General features: G+C 38.5%; 18 protein-coding genes. 11 read left to right on the top strand and 7 right to left on the bottom strand.

Annotated features, from left to right (window positions below):
• Positions 1–149: 149 nt before the first annotated feature.
• Genes R8N23_RS15165 through R8N23_RS15150 form a run of 4 tightly spaced genes read left to right on the top strand, consistent with a single transcriptional unit; the run spans position 150 to position 1,957 of the window.
• Positions 150–758, top strand: coding sequence for a helix-turn-helix domain-containing protein (locus tag R8N23_RS15165; protein WP_318172458.1), 609 nt, complete (start codon positions 150–152; stop codon positions 756–758).
• Positions 759–761: 3 nt separating this feature from the next.
• Complete coding sequence (locus R8N23_RS15160) at positions 762–1,328, top strand: pentapeptide repeat-containing protein (RefSeq protein WP_318172457.1); 567 nt, start codon at positions 762–764, stop codon at positions 1,326–1,328.
• A 57-nt stretch (positions 1,329–1,385) separates the two neighbouring features.
• Positions 1,386–1,667, top strand: a complete 282-nt coding sequence (locus tag R8N23_RS15155) for a type II toxin-antitoxin system RelE/ParE family toxin (RefSeq protein WP_318172456.1) — start codon at positions 1,386–1,388, stop codon at positions 1,665–1,667.
• Entirely contained in the window at positions 1,667–1,957 is a 291-nt protein-coding gene (locus tag R8N23_RS15150) for a HigA family addiction module antitoxin (RefSeq protein WP_318172455.1), read from the top strand. The genes R8N23_RS15155 and R8N23_RS15150 overlap by 1 nt, the downstream gene beginning before the upstream one ends.
• 86 nt (positions 1,958–2,043) lie before the next feature.
• On the opposite strand, the gene R8N23_RS15145 is transcribed toward R8N23_RS15150, so the two are convergent.
• From R8N23_RS15145 to R8N23_RS15135, 3 genes are all read right to left on the bottom strand, one after another.
• The gene (locus R8N23_RS15145) at positions 2,044–2,697 is read right to left on the bottom strand and encodes a DUF4159 domain-containing protein (RefSeq protein ID WP_318172454.1); all 654 of its coding nucleotides are present in this window, start codon (positions 2,695–2,697) and stop codon (positions 2,044–2,046) included.
• Positions 2,698–2,708: 11 nt separating this feature from the next.
• Positions 2,709–3,611 (bottom strand): DUF6089 family protein, encoded by a 903-nt coding sequence (locus tag R8N23_RS15140; protein ID WP_318172453.1) that lies wholly within the window; start codon positions 3,609–3,611, stop codon positions 2,709–2,711.
• Positions 3,612–3,697: 86 nt separating this feature from the next.
• Positions 3,698–4,315, bottom strand: a complete 618-nt coding sequence (locus R8N23_RS15135) for a class I SAM-dependent methyltransferase (RefSeq protein ID WP_318172452.1) — start codon at positions 4,313–4,315, stop codon at positions 3,698–3,700.
• Between the two features lie 128 nt (positions 4,316–4,443).
• Here R8N23_RS15135 and R8N23_RS15130 point away from each other — a divergent pair, with 128 nt between their 5' ends.
• Positions 4,444–7,065 carry a hypothetical protein gene (locus R8N23_RS15130; protein ID WP_318172451.1) on the top strand — a complete coding sequence of 874 codons (2,622 nt, stop codon included), beginning with the start codon at positions 4,444–4,446 and terminating at the stop codon, positions 7,063–7,065.
• On the opposite strand, the gene R8N23_RS15125 is transcribed toward R8N23_RS15130, so the two are convergent.
• Complete coding sequence (locus R8N23_RS15125; protein WP_318172450.1) at positions 7,062–8,405, bottom strand: serine hydrolase; 1,344 nt, start codon at positions 8,403–8,405, stop codon at positions 7,062–7,064. The two genes, R8N23_RS15130 and R8N23_RS15125, sit on opposite strands and share 4 nt — an antisense overlap.
• A 154-nt stretch (positions 8,406–8,559) precedes the next feature.
• Between R8N23_RS15125 and R8N23_RS15120 the strand changes: the two genes are divergently transcribed.
• The gene (locus R8N23_RS15120; RefSeq protein ID WP_318172449.1) at positions 8,560–9,189 is read left to right on the top strand and encodes a sulfotransferase domain-containing protein; all 630 of its coding nucleotides are present in this window, start codon (positions 8,560–8,562) and stop codon (positions 9,187–9,189) included.
• Positions 9,190–9,274: 85 nt separating this feature from the next.
• On the top strand, positions 9,275–10,159 hold the full coding sequence (locus tag R8N23_RS15115) for an MBL fold metallo-hydrolase (RefSeq protein ID WP_318172448.1): 885 nt from the start codon (positions 9,275–9,277) through the stop codon (positions 10,157–10,159).
• Here the strand turns inward: R8N23_RS15115 and R8N23_RS15110 are convergent, their stop codons facing one another.
• Complete coding sequence (locus tag R8N23_RS15110; RefSeq protein WP_318172447.1) at positions 10,160–10,396, bottom strand: hypothetical protein; 237 nt, start codon at positions 10,394–10,396, stop codon at positions 10,160–10,162.
• Positions 10,397–10,489: 93 nt separating this feature from the next.
• Here R8N23_RS15110 and R8N23_RS15105 point away from each other — a divergent pair, with 93 nt between their 5' ends.
• Positions 10,490–11,083, top strand: a complete 594-nt coding sequence (locus R8N23_RS15105) for an HAD-IA family hydrolase (RefSeq protein ID WP_318172446.1) — start codon at positions 10,490–10,492, stop codon at positions 11,081–11,083.
• A gap of 7 nt (positions 11,084–11,090) precedes the next feature.
• Here R8N23_RS15105 and R8N23_RS15100 read toward each other — a convergent pair whose 3' ends face one another.
• Positions 11,091–11,336, bottom strand: a complete 246-nt coding sequence (locus R8N23_RS15100; protein ID WP_318172445.1) for a hypothetical protein — start codon at positions 11,334–11,336, stop codon at positions 11,091–11,093.
• Positions 11,337–11,596: 260 nt separating this feature from the next.
• On the opposite strand from R8N23_RS15100, the gene R8N23_RS15095 reads away from it, so the two are divergent.
• The 3 genes from R8N23_RS15095 to R8N23_RS15085 all read left to right on the top strand — a co-directional run bounded on the left by R8N23_RS15095 (position 11,597) and on the right by R8N23_RS15085 (position 15,433).
• Complete coding sequence (locus tag R8N23_RS15095) at positions 11,597–13,243, top strand: dipeptidyl-peptidase 3 family protein (protein ID WP_318172444.1); 1,647 nt, start codon at positions 11,597–11,599, stop codon at positions 13,241–13,243.
• 85 nt (positions 13,244–13,328) lie between these two features.
• The gene (locus R8N23_RS15090; protein ID WP_318172443.1) at positions 13,329–14,210 is read left to right on the top strand and encodes an alpha/beta hydrolase; all 882 of its coding nucleotides are present in this window, start codon (positions 13,329–13,331) and stop codon (positions 14,208–14,210) included.
• Positions 14,211–14,344: 134 nt separating this feature from the next.
• Entirely contained in the window at positions 14,345–15,433 is a 1,089-nt protein-coding gene (locus R8N23_RS15085; protein WP_318172442.1) for an acyl-CoA desaturase, read from the top strand.
• On the opposite strand, the gene R8N23_RS15080 is transcribed toward R8N23_RS15085, so the two are convergent.
• Complete coding sequence (locus tag R8N23_RS15080) at positions 15,430–16,701, bottom strand: MFS transporter (RefSeq protein WP_318172441.1); 1,272 nt, start codon at positions 16,699–16,701, stop codon at positions 15,430–15,432. The genes R8N23_RS15085 and R8N23_RS15080 overlap by 4 nt on opposite strands.
• Positions 16,702–16,761: the final 60 nt, after the last annotated feature.

Here is a 16,761-nt window from a genome sequence, read left to right as displayed (position 1 = left end):
TCTGCTATGCTTCATTCGTGTAACTTCTTGATTTATTGTGATTTATACTCTCATAACAAAGTTCCAATGATAAATTTGTGTTGAAGCTTGACTTACTAATTAGGAATACTAACTTTGTCTGGCGGGCATTATGCTCGCTGGACAATTTTATGAAAAATAGTGCATTTGATACGGAGTCGCAGCAGCATAACCTAACGAGTAAAGTGGTCGTAGGGCTGGAGCGCATTTCAGAAGTTTTCAAAACGCTTTTATGGGATCAATCCAAAGCCACCGGATTAAGCCCAATTCAAATTCAAATTTTGGTATTTGTTGCCTATCACAAACCAGAGTTGTGCAAGGTGAGTTATTTGGCTCAGGAGTTTAATGTGACCAAACCCACCGTCAGCGATGCGGTTAGAGTTCTGTTACTCAAAGGGCTCATCGAAAAGAAAGATGCTGGGGGAGATAGTAGAAGCTATATTATTGGACTTACAACTGCAGGGAAACAAATATTGGAAGGTATCGAGCAATTTGCAGCTCCTGTAGGAAAAGAACTAGAGAAGTTAGACGCTACCCAATTGGCTAATATTTACCATTCCTTATCGAATTTGATCTTTCAGCTCAATCAGTCAGGAATACTCAGTGTACAGCGTACGTGTTTTTCATGTCAATTTTATGAGAAAAAGGCTGATCAGGATTATTGTCATTTCCTCAACCAATCACTCAGTAGCGAGGAGATTAGAATTGATTGTCCAGAATATGAATCCAAAAATTCCTAAAGTATGGAGTCTTTTTACGACCAGACTTTTGAAAACTTAGATTATTCTCAAGACGGATTTTCCAATGGAGAATATGAAAGTTGTAATTTCAAAAACTGCCTATTTACCGAGGTTAATTTGTCTCACCGAGTGTTTATGGATTGTGATTTTGAGGACTGCGATTTCTCAGGAGTGAAGTTGGGTGATACGGCATTTAAGGACGTTCGGTTTGTAGGGTGCAAACTACAAGGTGTAGATTTTTCTTCTTGTAATCCATTTTTATTAGAGATGAACTTTGAGAAGTGTTTGATGAATTTAGCTTCTTTTTATCAACTCAAATTGAAAGGAGTCACATTCAATAATTGCAGCTTAGAAGAGGCTGATTTTGTCGAGGCCGACTTGAGCGAATCAAAATTTTTGGAATGCAACTTGGCTAAAGCTCAATTCGATCAAACCAATCTTGAAAAGGCTGATTTACGTACCGCACTTCATTTTTCTATCAATCCCCACAGCAATAAAGTCTCTAAAGCAATATTCTCTAGAGAAGGGCTCATTGGTTTATTAGATCAGTTTGATATTCGAGTTGATTGATTTAATATCTTATCGAGATACTATCGTAATAAGATAGTAATTATTATATTTGTCAATATGATTGAAAGTTTCGGTTGTAAGCATACTGAAAAAGTTTGGAATGGTGTAAGGACGAAAAAGTGGAGTATTGAAATTGCCAATAAAGCCTTACGAAAATTAATAATGATAAGTGCCGCTGGTGATATTCAAGATATGAAAATTCCACCTTCCAATCGCTTACATAAGTTAAAAGGAAACCTCAGTGAATATTGGGCAATTAGTATCAATGATCAATGGAGGTTTATTTTTAAATGGGTTAATTCAAATGCCCAGGATGTTCAAATAATAGATTATCACTAATGTTGAAAACTAACATACACCCGGGAGAAATATTGGAAGAGGAATTCTTGAAGCCTATGGGCATTTCCGCTTATAAACTAGCCAAGGAAATTGGTGTTCAGCAGACTCGAATTAGTCAGATTGTTAAAGGAAAGCGGTCAATAACTGCTGATACAGCTATTCGCTTTTCAAAATTTTTTGGTACCACAGAAGAGTTTTGGATGAATTTGCAACGAGAACATGACCTAAGATATGCTCATGCGGAAAAGGAAAGTGAATTTAAAAAGATTGAAAGGTTTGACTTTGTATAATCGAAGAATGATGGAAAAAAGGGGGTAGCCAAGGGTAAGTATATGTTTTGAAAGCTTCTTATTTGCTTCTGTGAAAAAAACCTTGATTAAAAATTCATAAAAGCATAAGACAAGATATTAGCACCCATTTTTAGAGCTTCTTGTCGTTTGCTTTCGGGATCATTGTAGATAGACTGATCTTCCCAGCCATTACCTAAATCAGATTCATAGGAATAAAAGCAGATCAAACGACCTTCGTAGATAAGCCCCAGTCCTTGAGAAGGGTTGCCGTCGTGCTCATGGATTTTTGGCAAACCATTTTTGAATTTGAATTTCTGGTCGTAAATGGGATGATTGAAAGGCAACTCTACAAATTCCAGCTCAGGAAAAACTTTTTTCATTTCCAGTCGAATGAATTGGTCCATCCCATAGTTGTCATCAATGTGTAGAAAACCACCAGCGATCATATACTTACGTAAGTTTTCTGCTTGTCGCGAATTGAATACCACATTGCCATGACCGGTCAAATAAATGTATGGATATAGAAAAATATCCGGGCTACCCACCTCCACGACCTCATCTACTTTGTCCAGATCCATGCGGAGGTGCCTATTGCAAAAAGAAGCCAGATTTGGGAGCGCTGTTTTGTTGGCATACCAATCTCCGCCTCCGTCGTATTTGAGTTTGGCCAGTTTTATCTTGTCTTGACCCAAAGAGTCAAAGGAAACTAGTAAGCTAAAATATAGTATGTACTTGATCATTTGCAGCGTTCCTATTTCTTATCGTAAGCAGAAGGTTTTCCTAAAATTTTCTCTTTTCTTTGACGTCCATTTTTTCCTCTAAATAGGTCTTGTGGCAGATATAACTCTAGGTTTACATTGATCAAAAAATAGCCATCATTTTTTCCGTTACCTCGTTGAGCTCCGGGTACCATAGCGTCGTACGCTTCTTTGTTTATTTCGGGCACTTCATTTTTTCTATTGCTCAATGAAGCTTCAATACTACCATCTTCAAATGGACCTGCATAGTAGCCATAGACATCATCCAAATGGCCTGAGAATGTAAAACGATAGCCTAAGTCAAGAGATAAATTTAGAAATTCGTTCAACGCAGCCTTCACACCTAAGTTGACTGGAATGATCCAGGCTGATTTGCCATAGGATTCAGTTTCGGTACCAATCTCTCTCAAGTCATAGGTAGTAGTTACATCATTGATGTCCGTCAAATCCGCTTTCGGGTTGTAATAGGTTTTTCCGAAACCTGCTGCGATATAGGGTTCGTAAGTTCGTCTCTTGTGGTATTTGCCTCTATACTTTAGGAAATAATAAACCCCTTCCACTTGCCATTCATAATTGGTCGAGTGAAAAGATAAGTTTCTTTGTCTGTTGAAAGAGCTGTCCGCAGCATTTTCATCTGTTCCTTCTAGCTTGTATCGAGAGAATTGTACTCTAGCACCAATACGAGTTAATAACCTCGCTTCAATTCCAAAATTCATGTGTGAAAGTCCTTCAGAGAATGGACTTCCATTAGTTACATCTCCCATATACCCTGTCCACCCTGTGCCTGCATAAATCGAAAAGTAACGATCGTGCAATTGCCAGCCCAAAAAGCTTTGTGCTTGACTGACCCATGTGATCAGTGAAAAGAGTGAAAGTAGAATTGTTTTTTTAATCATGTATACCTGTGCAACGAGGTAAATTTAATGGAATCAACGAAAAGATAACGGACGGACGGAAGCAATATGCTACAATTGTCAATTTTCTATTGATCATTTTTTTTCAACACAAGCGTAGTCATACATCTTTGATTTTCTACAACCACCGTTTTTACGGGTTCAATTTTAGTGAAGTTATAATCTGCGCTAATTTTTGAAATGATGGTCTCGTTTATTAAAAATCTTTGGCTGCCATCGGGTAAATAAAATCGACCGTTCGCCAGACTTTCATGCCCATGAAGTCCTATGTCTGAGGCCATTCGAATAAAAAGGGTTCCATTAGCCTCAAGAATCCTATCTAATTCATTAAACATCTGCCAAAAATGTTCTTCCGATTGAGCGAAATGCAGTACAGCAGAGCAAATGATATAATCAAATTGACGATCTGTATAAGGGAGTTGATCTAACTGCTCAACTTGAAAGCGATCCTTAGCATAATGGGAATAGTTCGAACCAATGATAAATTGTAGCATCCGAATTGCATCAGGATTTTGGTCTACACCATAAACATCAAATCCATTGTTTAGGAAATAAATGAGGTTTCTTCCTTCACCACAACCAGCATCTAAAATTTTAGCGTCAGACTTGATTTTACCCTTTAGGACCTGATCCAATAGATATAAATCAATATTTCCTAAATATTTGTTGAGTTGTTCAGTAGTCATTAGATGATTGGATCGTTATGGTATTAATAGCGAATTTATGGTATAAAGTCTAATTTAGAATTGAGATCAAATCGATCACCGAATATTAGTGCAATGGTGTCAATGACTCTATGTATTTTAGCGACAATATGAAAAAAGGATTTGTTTTCCTCTTGGTATTATGTGGCCTTTCATTGTTTTCTGAGAATATTTTTGCTGAGAAAACTAAGCAAGCGCTACGCGCCTATGATAAGGGTGATTTTGAAAAGGTGGAAGATATTCTCCTGAAGTCTATGGAGGATGATAGCCTGAATCCGGCTACGGAGTATATGTGGGCACTACTTTATTCCAATGAGAACTACCCGAAGTATCATTTAGATACGGCACATTTTTATATTGAATATGCCTGTCAGCATATTAAGCTTCAAAATGAAGATCACCTTGATGAATTGGAAGATGCTGATCTATTCGAATATGATCTGAAAAATAAAAAAATAGCTATTGACAGTATGGCTTTTGTGGTGGCGTCTAACAAAGGCGATATTGAAGCCTACGAGCATTTTATAGAAATTTACAATGATGCCGCTGATGTCGATCAGGCCGTGGCTATTCGAAACCAGTTGGTATTTGCTGAGGTTGAAGCTACACACAACTGGAGAGCCTATGCCGACTTTTTGAAGGAATATCCAAATGCGGCTCAAGCTGAAAAAGCCCAAATCCAGTATGATAAGCTTGTATTTGAAGATAAAACGAGCTCTGGGAAAATTGAAGATCTTGAGCAATTTCTCCTTGATGAACCCCAAACACCTTACCGCCATTCCATAGAACGCAAAATTTTTGAAGACTATGTTGGTGAGCTGAATCCTGGTCGAATAATTGATTTTCTCAGAAAATATGATAATCCAGTTCTTTCGCAACGTGCGCAAAGTATGCTTTACTATTTAGATGAGACAAGCTTTTCGGCTCTGATTAAGGAACTAGTAATTAAGCCGAGTTTTGTAGATTCTGTCCATCAGCTTAAACGGCTTAATCGCAAACCAATTTCGTTGGCCCATCGGAACGGAAGTTTCGAATTTCTCGATTTAAATGGTGAAGAATTCTTAGCTAATTCTTTTTCCAAAGTGAATGAAAAATACCGCTGCGGAAATATCCTTGATGAATTGCTGTTGGTAGAAAGAGCGGGTGAGAGACAGTTGATCAACCGTAATGGAGAGGTAGTTTTTGACGGGTTTGATGGCCGAGTAGAAGATCTTGGTAGTGGCTTATTGGCTGTCGAAGAGGATAGGAAAGTGGGACTGATTCACAAGTCAGGGTTTAGATTGTTGAATGCAGAATATGATGGCCTTGAGCTTTTGGGGAATAGTTTGTTAGTTTTTGAGGTAGAGGGAAAGCATGGTGTGATGTCTGTGACCGGAAAAAAATATATTCAAGCTACATACGATGATATTTACATCAAGGGTCCGTTTTGGGTGTTCCAGAAGGGGGAACAATTCGGTGTCTCTAATCTTCTTGAAATCAAGAGTTTTGAGGGAGTGAATTTTAATTTGAATCTACCTTTTGAAGAAGTTGAATGGATTAATGAAAAGTATATCATAGGGTTTCTGGAGGATAGCGAGGTATTGCTGAATGATCAGTTGAAAATTATCACACCAGATTCAACTAAGAGAATTAATACAAAACATGAAACGTGGGTAATTGAATTATCAGATGGCTATACCACTTTCGACCCGAGACTTGGAGAACTTTCAGCCAATACTTATCAGGGTGTCATGCAAAATGATGAATGGTTAGGTTTAACAAGAAATGAGAAATGGTTTGTGTACAATAAAAACATCTACGATGAACCCATTATTGGAGTTGATTCATTGAAACTATTAGGAGAGGATATAGCTATTGTATTTAGGGGAAAGGATGGATTGGCAATTTTTCCAAACAAGGAGGTAGTAGAGATCACTGAGGGGCAGTATCTCAAATCTATTGGACCAAAAGTAAAAACTGACACACATTTTTTGGTAGTCAAGGAGCGCGATGAAAATATCTTATATAAGAATGGATTGGAGCAATTTAGATTGACTTGCGACGAACTTGGATATATTTCTGATAGCGCCTTTTATGTAAAGAAGTACAACAAGTATGGGGCTGTTGGCTTAGATGGTCGTTTGATCATGCGCATTAGGTATGATGCAATTAGTGAGGCTAACAATGCGGTGGCTCCAGTTTTGTATAATGGAAAATTTGGCGCGTATAACTTTAGAGATCGCGTATTACTAAGAATGGATTACCAGGAGAAAATCAAACCCTACAATGAGAATATGTTCATTGTTAATGAAAATGGTCAATATGGCCTGCTTGATAACTTGAACGTAATTAGAGTCGAGCCTGAATTCGAGCAAATAAAATATTGGTCAGATAGTAGTTTTTTAGGACTGAAGGAGGGGAGTTGGAATATTGTCAGTATGACCGACGGCTCTAAAACATTGTCTGAGATAAGATACTTTGAGTTTATCAAGGATACTCCAGAAGAAAAAATTCTCCTTATCCGAAAGGAAGAGGGATATGGGGTTTTTCATAGTGCAAAAGGCATGATTATACCGACCGTTTTCCACGATGTGATCAATTTAGGGAATGACGAAACGCAGTTGTATTTCACAGAAACAGCAGTATCTGAGGCAGATATTTATGTAGTAGTATATTACGATACCAACGGTACAAAGCTATTCTCAGAGGCCTATCGTGAAGAAGTCTACGATTCGCTGATTTGTGAAGACTAATAGTCTTTTTCTACCGCACTTATTATTTTCCCGTACCAATCATTAAAATCAAAATCTCCTCGCTTATAGGTTACGCCAAGTCGGACAATCACCAGATCCAGAGAAGGGATGATCATGATGCGCTGACTATGGAAGCCATTCATACTATAAGCATCAAGAGGGACATTAGAAAAACGGCCTCCGCTGTTGATCCAGAAATGCCCACCATAAAGTTGGTCAGATCCATTTGCTGGTTCTTGAATGAATGAAACCCATTCTGGAGATATTATTTCTTCGCCTTCCCAAACTCCATTTTGAAGATAGAGTTGGCCAATCTTGGCCCAATCTCGAGCTGTTGCCCATGCATAAGAAGAACCAACAAAATCCCCGGTGGCGTCTGTCTCTATCCTCATGCTATACATGCCCAATCGACCGAAAAGGCTATCGTATGGAAACTTGAGATAATTCTCTTGAGAGCCAAAATAATTCTTCATTTGACTGGATAGGATATTACTTGTTCCCGACGAATAATTCCAAACTGTTCCTGGTTTTGATTCTGCAGGTACGCTCTTAGCATATTGACCTATAGCGTCGCTATTGAACAACATGGTAACTGCATCACTGAGGTCGGTATAATCTTCCTTCCATCTTAGTCCGCTATTCATCTGCAGCAGATGTTTCCACGTGATTTCTGATCTGCTATCGTTTTGCCATTCTGGAATGTTTGTTTTGTCATTGATGTCTAAATCACCATTATCCGATAGAATGCCGAACAGGGTTGAGGTCAAACTTTTAGTCATTGACCAGCCTAATAGCGGGGTATCTTGATTCACTTCGGTAGCATATTGTTCACCAATGAGTTGACCTTTGTGTAGAATTACAACGGCTCGTGTGTTTTTTGTCGGGGAATTAGGGTCATTTTCGATAAAGGCATCATTGATGGCCTTTGCCAATGATGAGGTAGTAGAGACTGTTCTTTTTTCGAACCAATGTATTAAGCTGTCGTGTTTTTGTTCGTGAAGAGTGAAATCACTGCTGAAGGCTTCATTAGCTTTTAGATCGGTAAGTAGCGCACAACCTAATCCTTCTCTATATACAGCCGTCTTCGGATGAAGCCCGAATACAGAAGCTGTGGCAGTCTTTTTGTTTTTATCAATTTTAAATGTGATCAACTGAAGCGGTTTGAAATTCAATTCCTTGTTGATGATTGTTTCCTCATCCATCTCACCGATAAATGTGCAGGAACAAACTATTTTGGCCGCGTATCCGGACATGATCACCAATTTTGGGTAATAGGTGAGAACTGCAGCAATAAACCCGCAGCAAGCGGTAGCAACTATAATCCATTTAAGTATTTTCATTTTACCTCTTTACTAAGACTTGAATTGATCTTGGTCATTAACTACTAACTTAGCATGTGTTCCCTACAATATGAAAGGCACACCGAATAATCGGTAAAAAATTAACATTGATAGAGTTTTGTTCTTAAGTAGAATTTATTGGAAAACACAACTGGTGCTTAAAAGAAAGTGGTTGCTGAGAAAGTGGCCTTTTAATCGAACCAATGATTTCCAGCGTTTTATAATTCTATGTGACCCACGCACGGGTTCAACGTGGCTACATACTTTATTGAATTCCAATCCACAGATACTATCTTATGGCGAAGTGCTTAGTGAAAAAGATAACATTTCTGCACTAGAACCAACAATTTGGCGTAGCCATCACTCATCTATTCAGGCCATTGGTTGTAAAATTTTCTACGAACAGTTATGTGAGAGTCGATTCCTTTATGTGTTTGATGAGTTAGTTTCCAACAAGAAGATTAAGGTAATTGACCTTAGCCGTGAAGATATTCGGGCAACTTTTCACTCTTTAAAAACTGCCGAAAAAACAGGCGATTGGAGTGGTGGGAAAATGAATAAGGAAATTGAAGTGCCCTTCGAGGAAAAAGAATTTGACTTGCATGTCTACAAATCAAATGAAAACAGAAGCAAAGTGCTGAAAGCCCTCAATCAGCATGACCTACTTTCACTGAGCTATGAGGAATTGGTGAAAGATCAAACACTTCAGTTGAACAAGCTTCAGAGATTTCTTGGATTGACTCCCGTTTCATTGTTTTCATTGCTCCAAAAACAGTCAAAGTAGCGACATATTCAATGGGCATAGAGCATTAAAGAGGGTATATATATCGAAATTATTATCTTACGCCGATTCACTTTTGACCTAACAAATGATGTGTAAACCTACCTATGCTATTCTTTTATTCACTTTATTATCATTCGCATGTTCAAAGGATAATGACTCAGTATCAATACCTGATCCTGTAGAGGATTGGTATGTCGTTTCATCGATTGACAATCGAACCTGGGCTTTACAGGAGCCTAAAAGCTCTCAAGGCAATGTAAGTTATCTGATTACTGGATCAGAGCGCGCGATCATGTTTGATACAGGGACGGGTGAAAATAAAGGACAGGATGGTAGTCGAATGATGTATAAAGTGAAGGAACTTACTGATCTTCCAGTGACACTTTTGCTTTCGCATTTTCATTTTGATCACAATCAGAATGTCAATGAATTTGATCAGATTGCCTTACCAAAATTATCTTTCCTTTTCGAGGGTGTGAACGAAGACGATGTTTATGAATTCAGTAGTTCAGAGCTGTTTGTTGGTTCAAGGCCTACTTCGATCTCTGTAAGTGAATGGTTACCATTAAACTCCGATATTGATTTAGGAGACAGACACATTCAATTGGTTAACCTGCCAGGTCATACGGATGAGTCTGTAGTAATTATAGACCACGAAAAGAAATCAGTTTTTACAGGGGACTTCTTATATAGCGGTGCTTTGTTTGCTTTCGATGCTGGGGATTTAAGAACCTATTTAAGAAGTATGGAAAAGTTTCTTACAATTATTGATGAGAGCTATACATTATATGGAGCTCATGGCTCACCCAAAGTGTCTTATCAATATTTACTCAATTCAATGAGCTTATTGGAATGTATTATCGAAGATGATTGTTATACAGAATCTATTACTACTGTATTCGGGAAAAATGCAACGTTTTATTCTTCTGAGAGCGATGAGACCTACTTTTACTTGGTTCATTCGGATTGATTAGGAATCCATCCACTTGTCGCACCTACAGTCATTCCAATCATCCATAAATGCCTTGTATTCTTTTAGGAATTTTTCGATTGAATCTATTCCGATCACTATGGTCTTACCTTCATGAAGTTCTGGTTCTATCAGCGATTGATCTGTCGTAATTTTATGTGAAGCGCACCACTCTTCAAGAAGAGACTTCCATTCTAATTCTTCTGCGTATTTGGTAGTTATTCGAAGATCGATCATGTTTTTTTAGAAAATTACAAATTAACAATAGGCTAACAATTTGAAATTGTATGTTGTTCCCTTTCCCATTAGGTTTGCGACAAAATTAAACCAATGCAAACTATTACCATTCCAATTCCTTCGGGAGTCAAGGGCTTGATTTTCGACCTAGACGGAACCATTCTGGATTCTATGCCCCTGCATCATGAAGGTTATAATCATGCCTTAGCCCCCTATGGAATTGATTATCCAAAAGATGTCTTTGAAAGTCGAGGGGGAATCCCTACAAAGGACACCATGAGAATGATTGAGAAGGATTACCAAATCAAAGACTTTGATATTGAACAGGCGCTTGAAATGAAGCGGTTATTTGTAGAAAGCAATCTTGATAAAATTCAGTTGATATCTCCTGTGTTTGAAATTATCAAAGACTACCAAAACAAACTTCCAATGGCAGTAGGTACGGGAAGCAATAGAAAAGTTGTAGACGAACTTTTTGAGCGGTTCAATCTTTCAAAATATATCACCCATGTTGTTACGGCTACAGAAGTTGTCCAATACAAACCACATCCAGAGACATTTCTGAAATGCGCAGAGTTGATCAATGTAGATCCAGTAGACTGTGTAGTATTTGAAGACGGGAAACCAGGCATCCAAGCAGCGAAAACCGCAGGAATGAAGGTTATAGATGTGACTAAATACCTTTAACTAATAATTAAGAGGAGGTTTTCTTGCCTTTATTTTTGCCATCTACCCATTTACCATCTTTTACCTGGCCTAGGTAGTTTACAATTTTACTTTTCTCATATTGCTTAGTAGCGAATTCGATTTCGGCCATGCTATTTCTGCGCAGCTTGATAGCTGAGCTAGACCCTTTTGTTCTTAATTCAATGTAGTATCCTTCTTTCAATGCTACCGGTTTAGTTGCCGGTCTTCCTTTTTGCTTTTGCTCCATCGCCATACTTAATATTTCTAGTTTACATCTCTAATCAACGTGAATTGTTGATTATAAGTTTCTAAATGGAATATAACCCGATTTTTCTAAATATCTGGGTTTTGTCCAATTCATTTCGTTTTGTTTAGCAAAAAACGTACCTAAATGGCATTTTTACTGAAAGTAAACGATATAATTCTTGGATTAGTTCAAATCAGACTTAGTTGGCTTTTTAATTTACTCTCTGCATTTGTTATCTTCACCATCCACAAAAAAACATGATCCAAATGAAAAAAATTAGTGTCTGTCTGGCTTTGGGAGCCACACTTTTCTCTTGTATGCCTAAAGAAACACCAGAAGAAACCCCGTCAATCGATATGTCAGCACGGGTGAATGAGTACTCAGAATATACGTTGACAGCTGATTTAAGCCATTTATCTGACAATCAGCGTCAAATGATTCCCATTCTAATAGAAGTGTCTAAAATAATGGATGACCTTTTTTGGAAGGAAGCCTATGGAGATAAGAATGCCTTGCTTAGCAGTCTGCCAGATGAGGCAACTAAACAATTCGCAACGATAAATTATGGCCCTTGGGATCGACTTAGAGCTGATGAATCATTTGTGAAAGGGGTTGGTGAAAAACCGGCGGGAGCGCAGTATTACCCTGTCGATATGACAAAAGAGGAGTTTGAAGCTTTCGATGATCCGAACAAAACCAGTCTTTATACTTTGATTCGAAGGAATGAGGCTGGTGAATTATATGCCGTTCCATTCAATGAGGCTTTCGCGAAGGAAGTAAAACAAGCCGCGCATTTGCTTAGACAAGCAGCAGAGTTAGCTGAGGATAGCGGTTTTAAAGCCTACTTAAATTTAAGAGCTGACGCCTTATTGTCAGATGATTATCTCGCTAGTGATTTAGCTTGGATGGATATGAAGTCCAATATGATTGATTTTGTAGTGGGGCCTATAGAGAATTACGAGGACAAATTGTACAACTACAAAGCTGCACATGAGGCTTATGTATTGATTAAAGACATGGAATGGAGCGAGCGTTTGGCAAAATTTGTCTCCTTCTTACCAGAATTGCAGGAGAACCTTCCGGTATCAAATGAATATAAAAAGGAGTCTCCGGGAACAGATTCTGATCTGAATGCCTATGATGTGATTTACTATGCAGGTGATTGTAACTCAGGTGGAAAGACTATCGCTATTAACCTTCCAAATGATGAAAGAGTTCAGCTAGAAAAAGGGACACGTAGACTTCAATTGAAGAATGCGATGCGGGCCAAGTTTGATAAGATCATGGTGCCTATCAATAACTTGCTGATTGACGAGTCGCAAAGAAAGCATGTGACATTCGATGCTTTTTTTGCCAATACCATGTTTCATGAAGTGGCACATGGACTGGGTATAAAGAATACCATTGATGGGAGTGGTTCGGTAAGACAAGCACTTAAAGAGCATGGTTCTGCATTGGAAGAGGGCAAAGCTGACATCCTTGGTCTCTATATGGTCACACAATTGCAGCAAAAAGGAGAAATCGAAGGGGAGCTGATGGACTACTACACTACTTTTCTTGCTGGAATATTCAGATCGGTTAGGTTTGGAGCAAGCAGTGCGCACGGTAAAGCCAATATGATTCGATTTAACTATTTCAAGGAACTAAATGCATTTAGTTACAATCCTGAGAAGGGAACCTATAAAGTGAATTTTGATGAGTTTCAAGCAGCTATGAATTCTTTGTCTGGTGTGATTTTGAAATTACAAGGAGACGGAGATTATGCTGGTGTCGATGCCTTATTTAAAGAAAAAGGAATTGTCGGACCCGAATTGCAAAAAGACTTAGATCGAGTAGGAGAGGCGGGCATTCCTAGAGATATAGTTTTCAAACAAGGCGTTGAGGTGCTTGGTCTTCAAGCAGACAACAGCTAAGCAACCCTATTGCCGGAAATGACATTGAGAATATTAGTTCGACCCGTTTAACCAGCGGGTCTTTTTTTGATCTAAACTTTTAACAATGAAACTTGTTTTACACTTATTATTTGCCATGCTGTGCCTTTACTCATGCCAGTCGGATAAGGCAGGCTCAGACTCAATTTTCAGTCAAGTACTCAAAACAGAACAATCAGAAATTAGCTACAACATTTCTGGTGAAGGGGAAATAACACTGTTATTTGTGCATGGATGGAATATCAACAAGTCCTACTGGGACGCACAGCAAAACGAATTTAGCAAAGATTATAAAATTGTAGCTATGGACTTACCAGGCTTTGGTAGTTCTAAGAACCTTTTAGGCCAATTTTCCATTGACTCTTTTGCTAAGGACATCAATGCTTTGATTAATCACCTTAAATCAAAAAAAGTGATGTTGATTGGACATTCGATGGGTGGTCGCATCATTTTGGAGGCTGCTCAGGACAATGATAAGGTTATTGCTTTGATTGGGGTGGATAATTACAAAGAAGTTCAGCAAAAGCTGAATGACGAATTGAAAGCAGAAGCCGATGGTTTTGTAGAATGGCTGAAAGCTGATTTTGCCAATAATTCATCCGTTTATGTAGATCAGTACCTGATTTATGAGGGGGCGGATAGTTTGGTTAGAAAGAGGATTGTGGACGACTACAGAGCAGCCAATCCAGAAACTTCTATCCCAGCCATTCAGACTTATTTGGATTATCCCTATTCTGAACAAGAACGATTGACAAATTTGAATATCCCGCTCTTTCTTATATCCAGTGATATGTCACCGGTTGATACGGTTGGCCTCCAAAATACTGGCCTGGAGTATAGTGTTTTTGAAATGAGCCAAACCGGACACTTTCCGATGGTTGAACAGCCTGATGTGTTTAATCAAATGTTAGCACAAATACTTAAAGAGATAAATAAAAAAAATGATTGAATTCAAATAAGAGGTTAATCCTTCGAAACCTCATTTTTTAAGCATTATCCAGATAACTCCTCGATATTCTCATAATGTTAGCCCTTGGTAAGTCTAGTTCCCGTATCTTCCGAGTTGGTAGCATTAAGAAGAATATGAGGAAAGCAGTTGTGAGGTTTGATAGGTCCATAGAAGTGGATTTTGTGAGTGAATTGAAGGAGCGAGTCAATCAGTATTTTTTGGATAAAAAAATCTCAAAATTTGCCGATACCAATATGCAGTTAAAAACTGCTTTCATGCTTGGGTTGTATTTTATTCCTTTCATGATACTCGTTTCCGGTATGATCCAATCATTTTGGATGATGCTGTTGCTATGGAGTGTTATGGGTTTAGGTATGTGTGGGATTGGATTGTCCATCATGCACGACGCCAATCATGGAGCCTATTCTAAGAAGAAGTCTGTAAATAGTTGGTTAGGGTATTTGCTCAATGTGATTGGCTCTTATCATATTACCTGGAAAATTCAGCACAATGTGTTGCACCATTCGTCCACGAATGTGCACGAATATGACGAAGATTTGAATAACCAGATTTTAAGGTTTTCACCGAATCAACCAAGAAGAAATATCAATAAATACCAAGCCTATTATGCTCCGTTTTTGTATGGATTACTTTCTTTATATAAGACTTTCAGCAAGGATTTTGAGCAAATATCAAGATTCAATAAAAACAATCTACTTTCAGGTCAAGGGGTGACGTTAAATGGAGCGGTGCTTCAAATTACGTTGAATAAGATCATTTATTTGGGGGCTACTTTGGCTTTACCCATGTTGATCTTGAGTATGCCCTGGTGGCAAGTATTGATTGGCTTTCTTATCATGCACTTTATTTGCGGGATTATCCTTGCCTTGATTTTTCAGTCAGCTCATGTATTAGACAAAACATTGTTTTATCAAGCTGATGAAAATGGAAGTATAGATAATTGCTGGGCTATTCATCAAATGAATACGACCGCCAACTTTGCTAAGAAAGGGAGACTTTTTTCCTGGTTGATTGGGGGATTGAATTATCAGATTGAGCATCATCTGTTTCCTAATATTTGCCATGTACATTATGAAAGTATCTCAGATATTGTGCGTGGTACGGCTCAAGATTTTGATATTCAATACAATGAATTCCCTACTTTCTTCGATGCAATTAAAAGTCATTTTAGAATGCTACACATACTGGGAAAAGCGGTTTAATAGGATTTGACTTTTCTGAATTGATGCGTAGCTAAAAGGCCAATAAAAGCAAAACCAGCCAAGGCCAAAAACACCATTTGATGACCCAGTGCACCTGGATATTCATCAAGTAAATAACCCATCAAAGGACCCATGAAAATGTCTGGGGTAAACCCTATTACAGATATGAAGCCGATAGCGGTGCCAGAGATTGCTAGTGGAATGTGAGCCTCTTGAACTAAGGAAAAATATAACCCTCGAACAGCATATACCCCCAAGCATGTAGTTGTAATGGACAAAAGATAGAAAAATGTAGGTTGATTGGGTAGTAATCCAGAACCTATCACCACTCCACTAACTATCATGATACCAAATCCCCAGGAAATTACTTTAGATGATTGACCTATTCGATCTGCCAGAAAACCTGCGGCAATAGCGGTAATCATGCGCATCCAAAGTGCCATAGCTCCCACTTGAGCGGAGGCAACATCAGAGAATCCCAACACATCACTGGCCAGCAAGGAAAAATCATCAGTCACTTTGTAGCCCGTGTAGGCACAAATAATAATAACCGCTTGATACCAAATTATTGACTTACGCATTACCAATTTGAACTCATGCCAAGTGATGCGCTTTGTCGTTTGGTTAGAATTGGAAGAGGAGTTTTTCAGGAAAATGGCAATTAGAATTCCTACTAAAATCACCCAACCAGAAAAGAAAAACACGACTTGTCGAAAGGCAAATTGTTGCTCAGCTAAAGTTGGCAAATCATCAGCAGGAAGATAAAAGGCTAAAATACTCACAGCTATAGAGCCAACGAATGCCGCTATGAGTCCTCTTCCTCCTTCCAGTAGCCCAAATGCTCTGGCTTGAAAATCTTGCCCGCCTAGAATTCTTGTGGTTTTCAAGAGCGCCGCCCAAAAGAGTAAAATGGTGGTTAATCCCCAAAAGGCGTAGAGCCAGGATAGCCCCGAATAAGAGGTGGTAAAATTCAGTGCTATGCCACCCAGACCAGTAGTTGTGAGTGCCGTGACCAACAGTGTCTTAGAAGGAAAACGATCTGCCAGTAGACCGCCAAAAAAGTAAGAAATCATCGCAATCACTCCGTAAATGGAGAATAATGTACCCAATTCCAGATTAGTGATTTCAAAAACGGCTAAAAAGGTGGGGCGGAATACACGAGCCAAAACGAAGGGTAAAAAGAAAATGGATTCGCCGGCTAAAATCAACAATAGCAGCTGAAAAATTCTCTTCGAAGGATTAGACTTATAAGTAAGAAGGTCTCGCATGAATTAGATCAAAAATAGTCATATTCTAGCCTTAGCCTTTTACAATCAAAACTTAATATT

The sequence above is a fragment of the Reichenbachiella sp. genome (assembly GCF_033344935.1).
Lineage (GTDB): Bacteria > Bacteroidota > Bacteroidia > Cytophagales > Cyclobacteriaceae > Reichenbachiella.
Note: the sequence above shows the minus strand (reverse complement) of the source record. Positions and strands in the feature narration are given on the sequence as shown.

Bases quoted from the DNA above. Each gene is read 5' to 3' on its own strand.
- R8N23_RS15080 (WP_318172441.1), bottom strand. From the start codon at position 16,701: ATGCGAGACCTTCTTACTTATAAGTCTAATCCTTCGAAGAGAATTTTT.
- R8N23_RS15130 (WP_318172451.1), top strand. From the start codon at position 4,444: ATGAAAAAAGGATTTGTTTTCCTCTTGGTATTATGTGGCCTTTCATTG.
- R8N23_RS15110 (WP_318172447.1), bottom strand. From the start codon at position 10,396: ATGATCGATCTTCGAATAACTACCAAATACGCAGAAGAATTAGAATGG.
- R8N23_RS15165 (WP_318172458.1), top strand. From the start codon at position 150: ATGAAAAATAGTGCATTTGATACGGAGTCGCAGCAGCATAACCTAACG.
- R8N23_RS15115 (WP_318172448.1), top strand. From the start codon at position 9,275: ATGATGTGTAAACCTACCTATGCTATTCTTTTATTCACTTTATTATCA.
- R8N23_RS15100 (WP_318172445.1), bottom strand. From the start codon at position 11,336: ATGGCGATGGAGCAAAAGCAAAAAGGAAGACCGGCAACTAAACCGGTA.
- R8N23_RS15155 (WP_318172456.1), top strand. From the start codon at position 1,386: ATGATTGAAAGTTTCGGTTGTAAGCATACTGAAAAAGTTTGGAATGGT.
- R8N23_RS15160 (WP_318172457.1), top strand. From the start codon at position 762: ATGGAGTCTTTTTACGACCAGACTTTTGAAAACTTAGATTATTCTCAA.
- R8N23_RS15095 (WP_318172444.1), top strand. From the start codon at position 11,597: ATGAAAAAAATTAGTGTCTGTCTGGCTTTGGGAGCCACACTTTTCTCT.
- R8N23_RS15145 (WP_318172454.1), bottom strand. From the start codon at position 2,697: ATGATCAAGTACATACTATATTTTAGCTTACTAGTTTCCTTTGACTCT.
- R8N23_RS15125 (WP_318172450.1), bottom strand. From the start codon at position 8,405: ATGAAAATACTTAAATGGATTATAGTTGCTACCGCTTGCTGCGGGTTT.
- R8N23_RS15135 (WP_318172452.1), bottom strand. From the start codon at position 4,315: ATGACTACTGAACAACTCAACAAATATTTAGGAAATATTGATTTATAT.
- R8N23_RS15140 (WP_318172453.1), bottom strand. From the start codon at position 3,611: ATGATTAAAAAAACAATTCTACTTTCACTCTTTTCACTGATCACATGG.
- R8N23_RS15105 (WP_318172446.1), top strand. From the start codon at position 10,490: ATGCAAACTATTACCATTCCAATTCCTTCGGGAGTCAAGGGCTTGATT.
- R8N23_RS15090 (WP_318172443.1), top strand. From the start codon at position 13,329: ATGAAACTTGTTTTACACTTATTATTTGCCATGCTGTGCCTTTACTCA.
- R8N23_RS15150 (WP_318172455.1), top strand. From the start codon at position 1,667: ATGTTGAAAACTAACATACACCCGGGAGAAATATTGGAAGAGGAATTC.
- R8N23_RS15085 (WP_318172442.1), top strand. From the start codon at position 14,345: ATGAGGAAAGCAGTTGTGAGGTTTGATAGGTCCATAGAAGTGGATTTT.